This window comes from Planotetraspora kaengkrachanensis (genome assembly GCF_016862895.1).
In the GTDB taxonomy this organism is placed as follows: Bacteria; Actinomycetota; Actinomycetes; order Streptosporangiales; family Streptosporangiaceae; genus Planotetraspora; species Planotetraspora kaengkrachanensis.
In genome coordinates this window covers 591226-606341 of sequence record NZ_BONV01000001.1, presented here as the reverse complement: position 1 = coordinate 606341, position 15116 = coordinate 591226, and the positions used below count along the sequence as shown (strand labels likewise).

Below are 15116 nucleotides of genomic sequence, written 5' to 3'. Positions count from 1 at the left end.
CGAAACCGAAACGGTCATCAATCGCCTCCGCCCGGCGGACACGCCACGGCGCCCGCCGGCACATCAGTCCAGCGGGCGCCGCGACAGGGCTTGCCCTGCGGTGCGGCCTGCGCCGCCACTCCCGAATCAGCGGCGCGCCGCGAAAGAGCCTGAGCGCCTCGCTTTAGCGATTCGCGAGCTCGAGCAGCACGGCGGCGAGCTGGTCGACCGCCCAGCCGAGATCCTCTTCGGTCACGACGATGGGCGGAGCAAGCCGGATCGTGGAGCCGTGGGTGTCCTTGGCCAGCACACCCCGGCGCATGAGCGCCTCGCTGACCTCGCGGCCGGTGGCGAGGGAGGGGTCGATGTCGACGCCCGCCCACAGGCCGCGACCGCGTACGGCGACGACAGGCGCGAACCCGCCGGCACCGGGGACGGTCAGCTCGCGGAGCCGCGCGTGGAGGAACGCGCCGAGCTCGCGGGCCCGCGTCTGGTACTCGCCCGTGCCCAGCAACGAGATGACGGCGTTGCCGACCGCGCACGCCAGGGGGTTGCCGCCGAACGTCGAGCCGTGTTGGCCGGGCTTGAGCACGCCCAGGATGTCGGCGTTCGCCGCCACGGCGGAGACGGGGACGACGCCGCCGCCCAGGGCCTTCCCGAGGACGTACATGTCCGGGACGACCCCTTCGTGGTCGCAGGCGAAGGTGTCGCCCGTGCGGCCGAGGCCCGACTGGATCTCGTCGGCGATGAGCAGGACGTCGTTGTCCGAGCAGATCTCCCGCACAGCCGTCAGGTATCCGTCCGGCGGCACGAGTACGCCCGCCTCGCCTTGAATGGGCTCGATGAGGACGGCCACCGTGTTTTCGTCGACGGCCTCCCTGATCGCTTCGACCGAGCCGTACTTCACGATTCGGAATCCGGGCGTGAACGGGCCGAAACCGCCCCGCGCGTCCGGGTCGGTGGAGAAGCCGACGATCGTCGTCGTACGCCCGTGGAAGTTGTCCTCCATGACGATGATGTTGGCCTGGTCGGCGGGCACGCCCTTGACCTCGTAGCCCCACTTGCGGGCGACCTTGATCGCGGTCTCGACGGCCTCGGCGCCGGTGTTCATGGGCAGGACCATGTCCTTGCCGCACAGGTCGGCCAGGCGGGAGACGAACGTCGCGAACTGGTCGTGCAGGAACGCACGGCTGGTGAGTGTGAGCCGGTCGAGCTGCTCGCGGGCGGCGGCGATGATCGCCGGGTTGCCGTGGCCGAAGTTCAGCGACGAGTAGCCGGCGAGGCAGTCGAGATAGCGCTTGCCCTCGACGTCGGTCACCCAGGCGCCCTCCGCCGACCGCAGGACCACGGGCAGCGGGTGGTAGTTGTGTGCGCTGCGGCTCTCGCCGAGGCGGATGAGGTCCTCGGTGCTCATGGGCACGTTCGCCGGCGCGCTCATCGGCGGATCTCCAGGGTGCAGCACTTGGGGCCGCCGCCGGCCTTGCGCAGCTCGCTGAGGTCGACGGGGACGACCTCGTAGCCGCGGTTCTCCAGCTCCACCGACAGCTTCTTCGCCTCGGCGTTGATGACGACGTGCCGTCCGTCGCTGACGGCGTTGAGACCGAGGACCTCCGCGTCGGCGGCCTCGGCGATGACGGCGTCGGGGAACAGCCGCTCGAGCACCCGCCGGCTGCCCGCGGAGAACGCCTCGGGGTAGTAGGCCACGTTGTGCCCGTCGAGCGGGAACAGCGCCGTGTCGAGGTGGTAGAACCGCGGGTCGACCAGCCGCAGCGTGACCACGGGACGGCCGAGGAACTCCTGGGCCTCCATGTGCGCCGCCACGTCGGTGCGGAAGCCGGTACCGGCGAGGATCATCTCGTCGAGGGTCAGGTAGTCGCCCTCACCCTCGTTGGTGAACGACGCCTCCAGCGTCTCGTAGCCGCGGTCGGCGAACCACCGCAGGTAGGCGGGTCCCTCTGCCGCCCGCTCCGCGTGCGTGAACCGCGCGCCGTAGACGCGCCCGTCGGCGACCAGCGCCCCGTTGGCGGCGAACACCATGTCGGGCAGGCCGGGGATCGGGTCGATCAGGTCGACCGTGTGCCCCAGGCTCTGGTAGGCCTCCCGGAGACCCTCCCACTGCCGTACGGCTGTCGCCGTGTCGGCCCCCGCCAACGGGTCCATCCACGGGTTGATGGCGTACGAGACGGAGAAGAACTCGGGGCGGCACATCAGGTAGTGCCGGGCCGTACCGGCTCGTTCACTGTTCGTCGCCACGGCCAAGGGTGTGGTCATTCAGGCACTCCATGCGGAAAACCGGTCATCGGTCCCCTTAGCGTAGAAACGCCGAAAGACCAGGCCAATCGGTGCGCGTTGCGCCTTGGCGTGGATTGATTGCGTCCTTCAGCCCATTTGCGGTGATCCGTTAACGAGTCGCGAGAGCACGATCGCGCTCTTGGTCCGGACGACGAACGGCTCGGCCGCGAGGCGCTCGATGATGCGCTCCACATCCCGCACGTCGGTCGCCCGGATGTGCAGGAGGGCGTCGGCCTCGCCGGTCACCGTGCAGGCCGAGATGACCTCGGGGTGCCGCGCGGCGGCCGCGGCGATCTCGGCGGGGGAGGTCTTGCCGCGGCAGAACAACTCGACGTAGGCCTCGGTCGTCCAGCCGAGCGCCGACGGAGCGATTCTCGCGCTGAATCCCGTGATCGCGCCGGTGGCGACCAGCCGGTCGACCCGCCGCTTGACCGCTGGAGCGGACAACCCGACCTGAGAGCCTATTTCGGCATATGTAGCACGGGCGTCCTCGACCAGGGCCCGGATGATGGTGCGATCCAGCTCGTCCAACTTCACGTGGACCTGTATACCGGGCTCCGGGCCCGGCGCGGCGATCGCATGCGTCCCCGGGGCCCGTGTCCCAGCGATCTTCAGGTCTGGACCCGATCCGGGGCGATCTCCTCGCTTTGCGCCCCGGCGTCCCCGGCCCGGCGCAGGGCGTAGTCGCCCACGCCGTTCTCCAGAAGTTCGAACGCCTGCCGGGCGTCCAGCCGGATGTCCTCGAGGACCCTGCCGGTGTCCTCGCCGGCCATCTGGCGCATCGTGAAACGCCGGCTAAGGGTGCGGAGCGTCGCGTTCATCTGGCTCGCTACCAGCCATGGCGTGAGGTCGTCCGGGTCGGCGTCCGTCGCGTCGGCGAGTGCCTTCGCGAACTGTTCCTCCCGGTTGTAGTCCAGCAGGACGAGGCGCGCTGACAGGGACGGGCTCTCCCGGACGCGGCGCGCGAACATGTCGCTGCCCTCGTGCATCCCGTAGCGCCAGTCGCCGGTGTCGAGGGCGTCGAAGAAGTCGCGCCGCAGCGCCTGGACGGCCGTCTCGCCGGGCCTGCGCTCCTCGATGACCTTCCTCGGCAGGCTCTCGACCTCGTCGCTGCGGTCGAGGAACAGGTCTTCCTTCGTCGTGAAGTAGTTGAAGACGGTGTTCACGGACACGTCGGCGGCCCTGGCGACCTCGGCGACGGTGACGTTGTCGAACCCGCGCTGCAGGAACAGGCCCATCGCGATGTCGGCGATCCGCTGGCGCGTCTCCCGCTTCTTCCGCTCCCGCAGTCCCTCTTCCGCACCACTCATACGGCAGATTCTAGTGGGCACAACAATTTTTCAGTGACCCCAAATTTGGTGTTACTCTACCAATCATGATTCATGTCAGAGGGCTCACCAGATCGTTCGGCGCCGTCGAGGCGGTCCGCGGCGTCGACATCGACGTCTCAAAGGGAGAGATCGTCGGGTTCGTCGGCCCCAACGGCGCCGGTAAGACGACGACGCTCCGCATGCTCACCACCCTGCTGCGCCCCACGTCGGGCACCGCGACGGTCGCCGATTGCGACCTGTTCACCGATCCCGCGGGGGTACGGCGCCGGATCGGCTACGTCGCCCAGGGCGGCACCGTCGGCCCGTTCTCCGGGGTGGGGGAGGAGCTCGTCCTCCAGGCCCGCCTGTACGGCCTGAGCCGGTCCGAGGCCCGGGAGCGGGTCACGCGGCTGCTGGAGGAGCTCGACCTCGCCGGTGGCGAGAAACGCACCGCCGGCCAGCTGTCCGGCGGCCAGAAGCGGCGGGTGGACATCGCCATGGGCCTGCTCCACCGGCCGGAGCTGCTCTTCCTGGACGAGCCGACCACGGGGCTCGACCCGCAGAGCCGTACGAACCTGTGGGGCCACGTCCGCAGGCTCCGTGCGGAATCCGGGATGACGGTCTTCCTCACCACGCACTACCTGGAGGAGGCCGACGCCCTGTGCGACAGGATCCTCATCATCGACGACGGCACAATCGTGGCGTCCGGCACACCTGCCGAGCTCAAGGCCGCCCACGACGCGGGCACGCTCGACGAGGTCTTCCTCGCGGTCACCGGCCGTGAGCTCCGTGAGGGAGCCGCCGCGTGACCGCCCTCGCCGCCCTCACCGGCCACTACCTGCGCACCAGCTTCGCGAACAGGTTCGCGATCGTCTTCGGCGCGATCCAGCCGCTGTTCTACCTGGTGATCTTCGGCCCGCTGTTCTCGCGCAGCGGAGTCGGCTCCTGGGACACCCTGGTGCCCGGCCTCCTCGTCCAGCTCGCCCTGATGAGCTCCGGGCTCGTCGGGTTCGGCGTCGTCTTCGACCAGCGGTTCGGAGTGCTCGAACGCCTGCGGGTCACGCCCGCCGCACGGTCGACGCTGCTGCTCGGCCGGGTGCTCAAGGACAGCGTCGTCCTGCTGATTCAGGCGGCCGGGATCATCGTGCTGGGCTACGCGTTCGGGATGCGCGCGGAGCCGGTGGGCGTCGTCCTCGGCCTGCTGCTGATCACCGTGCTCTCCATCGGGATGGCCGCCCTGTCGTACGCGGCGGCGCTGACGATCAGGATGGAGCTGTTCGCCCCTGTCATGTCGACGTTGGTGATCCCGCTGATGTTGCTCTCCGGCGCCCTGCTCCCCATGTCCCTCGCCCCGGCGTGGCTCGACGTGGTGTCCAGGTTCACTCCGTTCCGCTACGCCGTCGAGGCGCTGCGCGCGCTGTTCGCCGGTCCCCCTACGTCACCCACGGTGTTGTGGGGAGTCCTGGTGACACTGGTGTTCGTCGCCGTGGGGTTCACGATCGGTACGAAGGTGTACCAACGGGAAAACACCTGATCAAGGGCTGGAACGGTTCAGGCAATTCGTGGCCGCGCACCTGGGGGTTCCGGAGCCGGGAAGGACCGCGGCGGTCACAATGGGTTGCGTGGCGGACGTCAACTTCACCCTCGTCCAGCTGCGTTACTTCGTAACGGCGGCCGAGCTCGGCAGCATGACCGCTGCCAGCAGGGAGCTGATGGTGGCGCAGTCGGCGATCTCCGCCGCCATCGCCCAGGTCGAGCGCGAGCTCGGCGTGCAGCTCCTGATCCGCCATCACGCCAGAGGACTGTCGCTGACCCGTTCCGGTGAGCGTTTCCTCGTCGAGGCGCGCGAGTTCCTCTCCCACGCGGCCGCGCTCGCCGCGTCCGCCCGGGGACTGGCGGGCTCGCTCACGGGCGAGCTCGCCATCGGGTGCGTCACGACGCTGGCGCCCTTCTACCTGTCACGGCTGTTGCGGGAGTTCTCCGTGCGACATCCGGGGGTGCGGGTCACCGTTGCGGAGGGGGAGGTCTCCGCGATGGAGAGCGCCCTGCTCGACGGGCGGTGCGAGGTGGCTCTGGTCTACGCGATCGATCTCGCTCTTGACCTCGACGTCCAGCCGCTGACCCGGGCCAGGCCGTACGTGCTGCTGGCGCCGGGGCATCCCCTGGCAGGAGCCGACGCGGTGTCCCTGGCCGACCTGGCATCCGAGCCCATGATCCTGCTCGATCTGCCACGCAGCCGCGACTACTTCCGCACGCTGTACGCGGCCGCGGCCGAGCCGCGGGTGCGGTTCCGCACCTCGAGTTACGAGACGGCGCGGTCGCTGGTGGCGGGCGGGCACGGTTACTCGATACTCAACCAGCGGGCCATGACCGACCAGACCTACGACGGTGGTCAGGTGGTCTGCGTGCCGATTCGGGACGAGGTGCCGCCGCTCGACGTCGTGCTCGCCTCCGTGCGCGGAGTACGGCCGACCGCCAGGGCGAGCGCCTTCACCGAGACCTGCCAGGAGTTCTTCACCGCACTCGCCGATGACTGATTCGGCCCCCCGAGCCGGTGGCCGGCCCGGCCTCTCCGGTCACCCACCGTGATCGTGCGGGCGGGGGAGCGACGGGTTTCGGCCGCCTCAGGGGAAAATCGCCCACTGGCAACATTTGCACGTGCACACGCGCTTGCACACGCAAGGTACAGGGCAAGATACAGCGCGACAGGGTTAATCACATCATGCAGTGGGTGACGACCTGAGGGATTGGCGATGACCGCAGACCTGGCAGGCCCTGGAGCCGCGGCGGCGCCTCCATGGTTGACCTCGATGTTCGAACGGGACGACGTCGTTGACCTGCCCGTCCCGTCTCCGGCTCCGCTTTCGGCCACGTGCACCCTTCAGGGGAGAGTCACTTCGGCGGCCGTCGCCCGTGACTTCACCGCCACGACGCTCGACCAGTGGGGCTTCCCGTGCCTCATCGACGACGCCCAACTCGTGGTCTCCGAACTGGTCACCAACGCCCTCAGGCATGCCCGCGCCGATATCTCGGCCGGACCGCCCATACAGCTCCGGCTGGTGAACCACCGGTTTCACGTCGGCTGTGCCGTCCGCGACTCGAGTGAGCGCATCCCGGCGCCGGCCACGGGAGGCGACCTGTCCGAGACCGGGCGGGGGCTGCACCTGGTCGAAGCGCTGACCACCACCTGGGGATGGATCCTCATCGGCGGCAGCGGAAACGGCGGGGGCGACTTCGGAAACGGTGAGATCAGCGGAAACGGCGGCGGGGGCAAGGTCGTCTGGGCGCTGTTCGAAGCCCGCGCCTCATAGCGGTCATCCGGGTCTTTCCGGGTCTGTTCTGGTCTGCCGGGATCAGGCGCCAACACGACGGCGCCGGGGTGGATCGCACCCCGGCGCCTTTCTCAGCCCTGGTTCTACTTCCGGCTCTCCACCTGATCCGTAGCCTGGCTCGAGGCCGCTGCGGCCGCTCTCTCCGCCGCCTGGTCGTACAGGGCGTTGACGGCCGCGTTGAAACGGGTCATGGCGTCCGGCTGGTCCGGGCCGAGCAGGTACGTCTTCAGCTTGCGCCGTGCCCCTGCCATGGCGTCCTCGTCCCTGCCGAGCTCCGCGATGATCTCAGGCAGCTCGCGCAGGGCGGGCCCCAGCAGGTACGCGGCGTCCGCGCTGGGGTAGCGCTCCTTGAACTCCTCGTCGGGGCGCCCGGCGACGTTGGTGACGACGTACGGCTTGCCGCTGGCGAGGAAGTCGGCGACCACGCTGGAGATGTCGCTGATCAGCAGGTCGGCCTCGTTGAAGCACTCGTAGAGGTGGGGCTCCGGGCCCGTCACGGTCCTGTGGTTCCCGCCGGCGGCGGCGAGCAGCGACATGACCTTCCTGTGGGCGGAGCCGGCGGCCGGGTCGCGGTGCCCGGTCAGCGGGTGGGGCTTGTAGATCACCCGGACGCCGGACTTCAGCAGCGCCTTCACGATCTTGGGGCCCATCGTGATGATCGAGGTGTGGAACAGGTCGTCCTGCCAGCCCTCCCAGGTGGGGGCGTACAGGACGGTCTGCTGCGACCCGCCGGGACGGGTGGTGGAGATCCCGGCGAGCTGCGGACGGCCGACCTCGTCGACGTCCTCGTCGCGCACACCGACGTTCGCCTTGATGTAGCGGTCGCGGCCCGCCTGCCCGGCCACCCAGACCTTGTCGTACACCTTGGTGAACGGGTTGAACGAGGCCTCCTTGTCGCTGTCGCCGTGCCCGATGAACACGCTGCGGTGACCGGGAAGGCGCAACATGTGGATGTTCTTGCCGACGTTGGAGGCGAACAGCGTCACCCGGATGGAGTCGAGGCCGCGGAAGTTCATCAGGTCGGTGCCGGAGGGGATGCAGACCACCGGCAGCGTGGTCGGGCCGAGCTTGTCGACCATGCCGCGCTCACGCAGGACGACGATGGCCCGGCGCTCGATGCGGGCGAGCGTGTTCAGCCACATCGAGGCCTGGTACGCGGAGTCGAGCGACCCGGAGAAGTAGAGGGCGACCTCCGGGTCGTACGCGCGGACCTGCTCGTCCACGTGCTCGATCACCCGGTCGCGGTCGCGCAGCACCGCGGCCCGCCTGAAGTGGGGGAGCAGGGCCACGATGGACCCGGCGCAGGCGGCAAGCGCGATCGCCGCGCCCGCGACGCCGAGCCAGGAGACACCGGCCGCGACACCGACGGCGGCGCCCCCCACGGGGAGGATGTCCAGGTAGAGCAGCCGCGCGCCCTTGTAGCTGACGAGTGCGGCGGGAGGCGGCGGCGGGATGCGCAGGGCCGTCAGGTCCACGTTGCGGGTGACCACCGGCAGCACGTTGACCCAGCGGTTGAGGTAGAACGCGAGCGTGGTCTGCACCGAACGCGCACCGTGCAGCAGGAACATCCCGGCCGCGAGCGCGATGAACCACGAGGAGTCGGCCCCCAGGACACGCACCGCCAGCAGGAGGGTCGCGGTCTCCCGGATCACGAAGCGGAGGGTGACCCCCAGGTGCACCTTGCTCAGGATTTCGTTGAGCGCCGGCGTGACCCGTGGAACCTGGTTGTCCGCCAGGTAGGAGACGGCCGCGACGACGACGAACGCCCAGGGCAGCGGCCACAGCGCGGTGACCATGAGCAGCGGGTAGGAGAGGAACAACGCGGCGGAGGTTGCGCGGCCGCGCCACGAGCTTGCTTGCATTAAGGCCCTTATCTGCGGATCCGGACGTCGATTACCTGACCTGTGAGATCGGAGACCAGCACGTCGAGGGAGGTCTCCGCGACGGCCCGCGACGTCAGCAGGGTGCCTTCCGGCTCCTCGCCGAACGCGCGCAGGCGCATGGGGGTGCTGGTCCGCTCGGGGTTGATGCAGTTGACGCGGACGTCGAACTCGGCCCACTCGTCCGCCAGGGCCTGGGTCAGGTTCACCACGGCGGCCTTGGCAGAGGAGTACAGGCTGTAGGTCGCCCGTCCCCGGGTGTAGGAGGAGGAGGTGTAGAGCAGCAGCTGGCCGCTGCTCTCGCGAAGGTAGGGGATGGCGGCGCGCGCCACGTTGATCGGACCGAGGTAGTTGATGTTCATCGCCTCGATGACCGTCGCGTCGTCGAGTTCGGCGAGCCGGCCCGTGTGCAGCACGCCGGCCGTGTTCACGACGTAGTCGATCGGCCCGCCCACCTTCTCGAACGCCGCCTCGACCGAGGCCGCGTCCTCCACGCGGACGCCGTTCAGCGTGCGTGAGAAGCAGTGGACGTCGGCGCCGTGTTCACGGGCGAGCGCGGCGACGTCGGCGCCGATGCCGGAGCTGCCCCCGAACACGACCACGGTCCTGCCTGCGAGGCCGGCGCGCAGCACCTCCGGCGAGGCGGCCGGCGCTCCGGAGCTGCCGAGCTGGAAGAGCTTGTCGGCCAGGTAGACGTCGAGCGGGTGGGTCACCTTCATGTTGTGCTCGCTGCCGGGGACGATCGCGATCGGCTCGTCCGGCAGGTACCTCAGCATCACGCCGCAGTCGTCCGTCGGCGGGTGGAGCAGGAACTCCGGGTCGGCGAACGCCCGCTGGTAGGCCTCGCGGATCACCGACAGCCGGAAGCACTGCGGCGTCTGGCCGCGCCGGAGGAACGCCCGGTCCGGGATCTCCCGGATGACCTCGCCTTCCGGCGTCGGTTCCGCCACCACCACCGTGTCGGCGCTCGGGATCGCGACGTCGACGCCGGTGTAGGTCTCCAGCGCGCGGACGCATTCTGTGACGATCCGCTGCTCGAGTAAGGGCCGTACGGCGTCGTGCAGCAGGACGTTGCACTCGCGGTCGCCGAGCGCCTGCAGGGCCCGCCAGGTCGATTCCGTACGGCTGGCGCCGCCCTCGATGACCGTGCCGCCCTTGTCGAGGCGGGCGACCATCTTCTCGGCGTCGGCGGTGTGGCCCGGAGCCATGACGACGAGGATCTCGTCGATCTCGGGCGCGCCGTCGAACAGGGCGAGCGTGTGCTCGAGGATCGGCTTTCCGGCGATCTTCAGCAGTTGCTTGGGCGTGCGCAGGCCGACACGCTGCCCGATGCCTCCCGCGAGTACCACACCCACGACGGGCAAGCGCTCTTCCACAGTCATCTCTCCTCTTCGGACTCGGGGCCGCCCGGTCAGTTGCGGTCGGCTCGGCCGGTGAGCTCCTCTGCGGCTTCCTCCGGCGACTGCTCCAGGTCCTGCTCCGCCCTGGCCTGGGCGGAGGCCTTGTCGAGGCGGACCCAGCTGAGCACGCTCTCAACCGAGAACAGCACGAGGAGGTAGGCGGTCAGGATCGCGGTCACGACCGTGAGCGTGCCCGTGGCCGCGCCCACGCCGAGGATCAGCAGGCGTACCTCCCAGCCGAGCCCCGCCATGAAGACCCAGGCCGGAGGCCAGATGCCCTGCCGGGTCCGGTAGACGGTGTCGTAGGTGTGGTAGCCCACGATGTAGAGGAGCACGAAGATCAGCCACTTGGGCGTGTCCTCGGCCACCCCGAGCAGGACGATCGTGACGAACTCCACCGCGCGGATCAGCGGCGGCGCCAGCCAGTCGAACCGGCCGAGATGCTCGCGGGCTCCGGTCGGCACGACGAGGACGACGACCGCCAGCACGGGGACGAGCAGGATCGGCCCGTCGCTGAGCGTGCCGGTGACCGCGAGGGCCACCACGGCGGCCAGCGCGACGAGGATCGCCGGGATCGGAGGCAGAGCGCGGCCGATCCGTTCCTTGAGGACGCTGACGAGGGGGCCGTCGTCGCGGTACGCGAGCAGTCGCCGGGTCTGCACGCGGCGCTGCTCCTCCTCGGGATCGGCGGCGACGGCGGGAACACGCGGCTGGGTGATCATGCGAGAGACCTCAGGAGACGTCCGGTGAGGGTGTAGATGGCCGCCACGCCGCCCCAGACGAGCAACGTGAGGAAGGTGACACGCGGATCGAAGAAGGCCGCGGTGATCGCGATGGCGGCGAAACGCTCGCCGATGGGGAACACGATCATCTTTCTGGCCCAGTGCACGCTCCGGAACCGGCCGGCGTCGGTCCAGAACTTGAGCAGGCCGCTGACGCCGCCGCGCTTGACGGTTCTGCGCCGGTCGAGTTCCTTGCGCAGCGCGTCGTCCTCGGCGACCGTCAGGCTGAGGGTCGGCAGCGGCGCCGGAGGCTTGCGCCGGTTCGCCGCGCCGAACGAGAAGTCCAGCAGGTGCCGTCCGGTCTGCAGGGCGAGCGCGACCAGCGCCAGCGTCCACACTCCCTCGCCATCGCCGAACTGGCCCGACACGGTGGCCCCGGCCGCCAGGCCGACGAAGACGGCGTACTCCTTGAACCGGTCGAAGGTGGCGTCAAGCCAGGCGCCGAGGACGCCGAACTTCCTGGCGTACCTGGCGACCTGCCCGTCGACGCAGTCGAAGACGAACGCGAAGTAGATCAGCACCGCCCCGGCGACCGCGCCCCAGCGGGTGCCGGTGGCGAAGGCGCCCGCCGACAGAAGCCCCAGAGCGATCGAGATCAGCGTGACCTGGTTGGGCGTCATCCCCCTGCGGGCCGCCCACCTGGCGATGAACCGGGAGTACGTGCTGACGAAGAACGTGGTGAAGAAGCCGTCCGCGCCCTTGACCGCGTTGTCGAGGCGGACCCGGTCCTCGTCGTAGCCGGCCATCGCCATCTGCGCCTCGTCGGCCTCCCGCTGGTCGCGGACGCGGGAGTAGAACTCGCCCGCCCGCTCGTAGAGGCCGACCGAGACGCCCTTCCTGACCAGGCCGAGCACGACCAGTTCGGTGACGTCGTCCTCGGGCCCGAACAGGTGGGCCATGTCGGCGAGTTCACGGGCGGTCTCGGCGAGGACGGCGGTGTGGCGCTGGTGAAGGTGCAGCGGGCCGAGCAGTGCCGCATTGGGCCTGGTGACGGCGTGGTAGGCCGAGCCGACGGACAGGACCCGGCCGAGGCCGACACGCGTGCGCATCGGCAGCCCCTCAAGGGACTCGCGGCCGATCTTCGGGCGGGCCTCGCCGGGTGACACCTCGTCGGCCGCGTCGGGAGCCGAGACGATCATGGCGATGGCGGCGCGCTTGGTCTTGGTGAGCTGGTAGATCAGCTCGTCGTGGGCGAGGGAGTCCGCCGGCATGATCAGCAGGTTCTCCGCGGCCCCCTCGGCCACGTCGGCCAGCGCCCGCAGGTCCCCGGCCAGATCCCGGCTCTCCACGACCTGCCCGGCGTGCGCGCGGAACGCCGCCGCGTCGCCGGCCCGGGCGATCGTCGTCGGTTGCGGGTCCAGCGAGGTGAGCTGTTCCAGCAGCCTGGCGTACACCGTGGGCGCTCCCGGCTGGGACGCCAGCGAGAGGTCGGTGGCGGGGACGGCCCTGCCGCCTGGCTGGGATGAACCGATCGGGCCGGGCGGCGAGCCCAGCAGGACCACGCGGGTCATGGCACCCTTTCACATGGCGGGGGATCCAGGCCGTAGCGGCTTGTCCGGCGCGGGGGAGTCCGCCGGAGGTCAAAGCTTAGTGACCTTTCGGTGAAGTCGTTGCGTCCCAGGTTTACCGTGTGTACACCTGATGTCCAGCTTGACAAGGCTTTTCACCCTGTCATCGTCTCTGGATCCTTACCGAAATTTCACCATTTCTGGTCGCTGAGACTGCCTTACCGGACGGTGAACGCCCGCAAACCTTCCCTCTCTCCTACGATTGCCGTGTGAGTCTCTACCGGGATGAAGGCGTCGTGCTACGGACCCAGAAGCTGGGTGAGGCCGACCGCATCATCACGGTCCTCACCAAGCGGACGGGCAAGGTCCGGGGCGTCGCCAAGGGCGTGCGCAAGACGATGTCGCGGTTCGGGGCGAGACTCGAGCCGTTCTCTCACGTCGATCTGCAACTGCACACGGGCAGGTCGCTCGATGTGATCACTCAGGTCGAGACCCTCCGTCCGTACGGCGAGGCTCTCGTCTCTGACTACCCCCGTTACACCGCCGGAACCGCGATGCTGGAGACGGCCGACCGGCTGACGGTGGGGGAGAAGGAGCCGGCGCTGCGCCAGTTCCTGCTGCTCGTGGGAGGGCTGCGCACGCTCGTCGAGGGCGGGCACGAGGCCCGGCTGGTGCTCGACGCCTATTTCCTCCGCTCGCTGGCGGTCGCCGGGTACGCCCCCGCGCTGTCGGAGTGCGCCCGGTGCGGGGCGGAGGCCGTCCGCGCGTTCGCGATCGTGGCGGGCGGAGTGGTGTGCGGCGCGTGCCGTCCCGCAGGAGCGGCCGTGCCCTCGGCGGAGACGATCGCACTGATGATCGCGCTGCTGCGCGGCGACTGGCAGGCGGCTGACGCGTCAGAACCCCGCAACCGCACCGAGTGCAGCGGCCTGGTCGCCGCCTACCTCCAGTGGCACCTGGAACACGGCATCCGGTCTCTCCGGCACGTGGAGAGAGACCAGGCGGACCCGGCGGGCCGGCGGCCGGGCGGGGTACGGGACGGTGCGGAGCCAGGCGCGCGAGAAGTGTGGGAATCCGCACAGGATCCGCACATCTCACGCGCATGAGGACCGTCCGGCACCCAATACGCTCATGACATGGCCCGTCCTCCTGCACCGCACCCGTCGGGTGCCACCGCGCCTCCCATCCCCCGTGATCTCGTGCCACGCCATGTCGCGATCGTCATGGACGGCAACGGCCGGTGGGCCAAGGCCCGGGGGTTGCCGAGGACAGAGGGCCACAAGATGGGAGAGGCGTCGCTGTTCGACGTCATCGAGGGCGCGATCGAACTGGGCATCCCCTATCTGTCGACGTACGCCTTCTCCACGGAGAACTGGAAGCGCTCGCCGGACGAGGTCCGCTTCCTCATGGGCTTCAACCGCGACGTGATCCGCCGCAGGCGGGACCAGTTGCACGAAATGGGGGTCCGGGTCCGGTGGGCCGGGCGTCCGGGGCGTCTGTGGAAGAGCGTGATCAAGGAGCTCGAGGACGCCGAGCGCATGACCGTGGGCAACTCCACGCTGACCCTGCAGTTCTGCGTCAACTACGGCGGCCGGGCCGAGATCGTCGACGCGGCCGTGAAGCTCGCGCGGGACATCGCCGCGGGCAGGGTCAACCCCGCCAAGGTGTCGGAGAAGATCTTCGCGCGCTACCTCGACGAGCCCGAGATCCCCGAGGTCGACCTCTTCCTCCGGTCGTCGGGCGAGCAGCGCACGTCGAACTTCATGTTGTGGCAGTCGGCCTACGCCGAGATGGTCTTCCTCAACCAGCTGTGGCCCGACTTCGACCGCCGCGACCTGTGGCAGGCCTGCGAGATCTTCGCCAAGCGCGACAGAAGGTACGGCGGGGCGATCCCGAACGCGGTCTGATCCCGCTCCAGGAGGACCCCGGCGGGCCGGGCGGCTTTTCGCGCTCAGGCTTTCCTGCGCGCCCGGTAGGCGGCGACGTGGATGCGGTTGCCGCAGGTGCGGCTGTCGCAGTAGACCCGGGACCGGTTGCGCGACTCGTCGACGAACACGTGGGAGCAGTCGGGCGCCGCGCAGGTGCGCAGCCGCTCCCACTCGTCCTCGACCAGCACGTGGGCGAGGGCCACGCCGCAGTCGGCGGCGAGGTGCTCGGCGACCGAGGCGCCGGGCGCGAAGTAGTGGACGTGCAGCGGGAAGCCGTCGTGGTCGGTGAGGCTCGGCGTGATCCTCGTCCGGCCGAGCAGCGTGTTGAGCCGGGAGATCGCGGTCGCGCGGTCCGGCGCCGTGAAGACGGCATGGAAGGCCTGGCGGAGCTCCACCACCTCGGCGAGGTCCTGCGGGGTCAGGGCCGCCACCCCGCTCACCCGGCGCAGCCGTACGAAGGCCTCGAGGTCCGCGAGGTCGGCCAGCGCGTCGTGGTCGCCGGCCTCGGGCGAGGTGTTGATCAGGTCGACCACGGTGGCCAGCGAGTACACCATGTCATGACTGAACGGCACGGCATCTCCTTCTTCAGTGGCCTGTAGTGCCCAGCATCGGTGCCTCGTAATGACGCGGCGGCGATTCGCAGTGATTTCGCAGTGACTTCGCAACGCCACCGCAACGCCGCCGCAATGGTGCCACCCGGCGGCAGTG

Annotated in this window: 15 protein-coding genes; 6 read left to right on the top strand and 9 right to left on the bottom strand. The window is 69.6% G+C overall.

All coding sequences use genetic code 11. The annotated features are described in order from the left end of the window. Window positions 1-163: 163 nt before the first annotated feature. From rocD to Pka01_RS02785, 4 genes are all read right to left on the bottom strand, one after another. Window positions 164-1417, bottom strand: a complete 1254-nt coding sequence (gene rocD, locus Pka01_RS02800) for an ornithine--oxo-acid transaminase (protein WP_373318086.1) — start codon at window positions 1415-1417, stop codon at window positions 164-166. Continuing rightward, window positions 1414-2250, bottom strand: a complete 837-nt coding sequence (ddaH, locus tag Pka01_RS02795; RefSeq protein ID WP_239114669.1) for a dimethylargininase — start codon at window positions 2248-2250, stop codon at window positions 1414-1416. The genes rocD and ddaH overlap by 4 nt, the downstream gene beginning before the upstream one ends. A 108-nt stretch (window positions 2251-2358) precedes the next feature. Continuing rightward, a complete protein-coding gene (locus Pka01_RS02790; protein ID WP_203880892.1) occupies window positions 2359-2808 on the bottom strand; it encodes an Lrp/AsnC family transcriptional regulator in 450 nt (149 codons plus the stop codon). A 74-nt stretch (window positions 2809-2882) separates the two neighbouring features. Next, window positions 2883-3581 (bottom strand): TetR/AcrR family transcriptional regulator, encoded by a 699-nt coding sequence (locus Pka01_RS02785; protein ID WP_203880891.1) that lies wholly within the window; start codon window positions 3579-3581, stop codon window positions 2883-2885. 65 nt (window positions 3582-3646) lie between these two features. Between Pka01_RS02785 and Pka01_RS02780 the strand changes: the two genes are divergently transcribed. From Pka01_RS02780 to Pka01_RS02765, 4 genes are all read left to right on the top strand, one after another. Continuing rightward, a complete protein-coding gene (locus Pka01_RS02780) occupies window positions 3647-4390 on the top strand; it encodes an ABC transporter ATP-binding protein (RefSeq protein WP_203880890.1) in 744 nt (247 codons plus the stop codon). Further along, the gene (locus Pka01_RS02775; protein WP_203880889.1) at window positions 4387-5115 is read left to right on the top strand and encodes an ABC transporter permease; all 729 of its coding nucleotides are present in this window, start codon (window positions 4387-4389) and stop codon (window positions 5113-5115) included. Before Pka01_RS02780 ends, Pka01_RS02775 begins: the two co-directional genes overlap by 4 nt. Before the next feature lie 79 nt (window positions 5116-5194). Further along, the gene (locus Pka01_RS02770) at window positions 5195-6118 is read left to right on the top strand and encodes a LysR family transcriptional regulator (protein WP_239114668.1); all 924 of its coding nucleotides are present in this window, start codon (window positions 5195-5197) and stop codon (window positions 6116-6118) included. A 216-nt stretch (window positions 6119-6334) separates the two neighbouring features. Then, the gene (locus tag Pka01_RS02765) at window positions 6335-6892 is read left to right on the top strand and encodes an ATP-binding protein (protein WP_203880887.1); all 558 of its coding nucleotides are present in this window, start codon (window positions 6335-6337) and stop codon (window positions 6890-6892) included. A 104-nt stretch (window positions 6893-6996) separates the two neighbouring features. Here the strand turns inward: Pka01_RS02765 and Pka01_RS02760 are convergent, their stop codons facing one another. From Pka01_RS02760 to Pka01_RS41110, 4 genes are read right to left on the bottom strand one after another with little or no spacing between them, the layout of a single operon-like run. Further along, window positions 6997-8733 carry a CDP-glycerol glycerophosphotransferase family protein gene (locus tag Pka01_RS02760; protein WP_239114667.1) on the bottom strand — a complete coding sequence of 579 codons (1737 nt, stop codon included), beginning with the start codon at window positions 8731-8733 and terminating at the stop codon, window positions 6997-6999. Window positions 8734-8783: 50 nt separating this feature from the next. Continuing rightward, entirely contained in the window at window positions 8784-10175 is a 1392-nt protein-coding gene (locus Pka01_RS02755; RefSeq protein WP_203880885.1) for a bifunctional cytidylyltransferase/SDR family oxidoreductase, read from the bottom strand. Between the two features lie 29 nt (window positions 10176-10204). Beyond that, complete coding sequence (locus Pka01_RS41115; RefSeq protein WP_203880884.1) at window positions 10205-10915, bottom strand: DUF5941 domain-containing protein; 711 nt, start codon at window positions 10913-10915, stop codon at window positions 10205-10207. Beyond that, window positions 10912-12486 carry a CDP-alcohol phosphatidyltransferase family protein gene (locus Pka01_RS41110; protein WP_203880883.1) on the bottom strand — a complete coding sequence of 525 codons (1575 nt, stop codon included), beginning with the start codon at window positions 12484-12486 and terminating at the stop codon, window positions 10912-10914. The genes Pka01_RS41115 and Pka01_RS41110 overlap by 4 nt, the downstream gene beginning before the upstream one ends. Before the next feature lie 266 nt (window positions 12487-12752). On the opposite strand from Pka01_RS41110, the gene recO reads away from it, so the two are divergent. Further along, window positions 12753-13586 (top strand): DNA repair protein RecO, encoded by an 834-nt coding sequence (recO, locus tag Pka01_RS02740; RefSeq protein WP_203880882.1) that lies wholly within the window; start codon window positions 12753-12755, stop codon window positions 13584-13586. Window positions 13587-13616: 30 nt separating this feature from the next. Beyond that, window positions 13617-14387, top strand: coding sequence for an isoprenyl transferase (locus Pka01_RS02735; protein ID WP_203880881.1), 771 nt, complete (start codon window positions 13617-13619; stop codon window positions 14385-14387). Between the two features lie 44 nt (window positions 14388-14431). On the opposite strand, the gene Pka01_RS02730 is transcribed toward Pka01_RS02735, so the two are convergent. Beyond that, window positions 14432-14980, bottom strand: coding sequence for a CGNR zinc finger domain-containing protein (locus tag Pka01_RS02730; RefSeq protein WP_239114666.1), 549 nt, complete (start codon window positions 14978-14980; stop codon window positions 14432-14434). Window positions 14981-15116 lie beyond the last annotated feature (136 nt).